This window comes from Cognatazoarcus halotolerans (genome assembly GCF_009800965.1).
In the GTDB taxonomy this organism is placed as follows: Bacteria; Pseudomonadota; Gammaproteobacteria; order Burkholderiales; family Rhodocyclaceae; genus Cognatazoarcus; species Cognatazoarcus halotolerans.
In genome coordinates this window covers 1-288 of record NZ_WUAF01000086.1, presented here as the reverse complement: position 1 = coordinate 288, position 288 = coordinate 1, and the positions used below count along the sequence as shown (strand labels likewise).

1 pseudogene is annotated in these 288 nt (G+C 60.4%); it reads left to right on the top strand.

Going from position 1 to position 288, the window contains the following annotated elements:
- Positions 1 to 288: pseudogene (locus GQB03_RS22780) on the top strand (IS5/IS1182 family transposase); the annotation flags it as partial.

Genomic DNA, 288 nt, shown 5'->3' with positions numbered 1-288 from the left:
ATTTTTTGATGAAGTCGTGTGCCTTGCGCGCCGTGAGCGGCTGCTGTCTTCGGATCACTTCACCGTCGATGGCACGCTGATCGAAGCCTGGGCCTCGTTCAAGAGCTTCAGGCGCAAGGACGGCGAGTCGCCCAAGGATGGGGGTGACGGCACCGGCATGATCGATTTCAAGGGCGAGAAGCGATCGAATGCCACGCACCAGAGCACGACCGACCCGGAATCGAAGCTCATGAGGAAAGGCAACGGCCAGCCGGCCAAGCTCAGCTACGGCGGTCATGTGCTCATGGA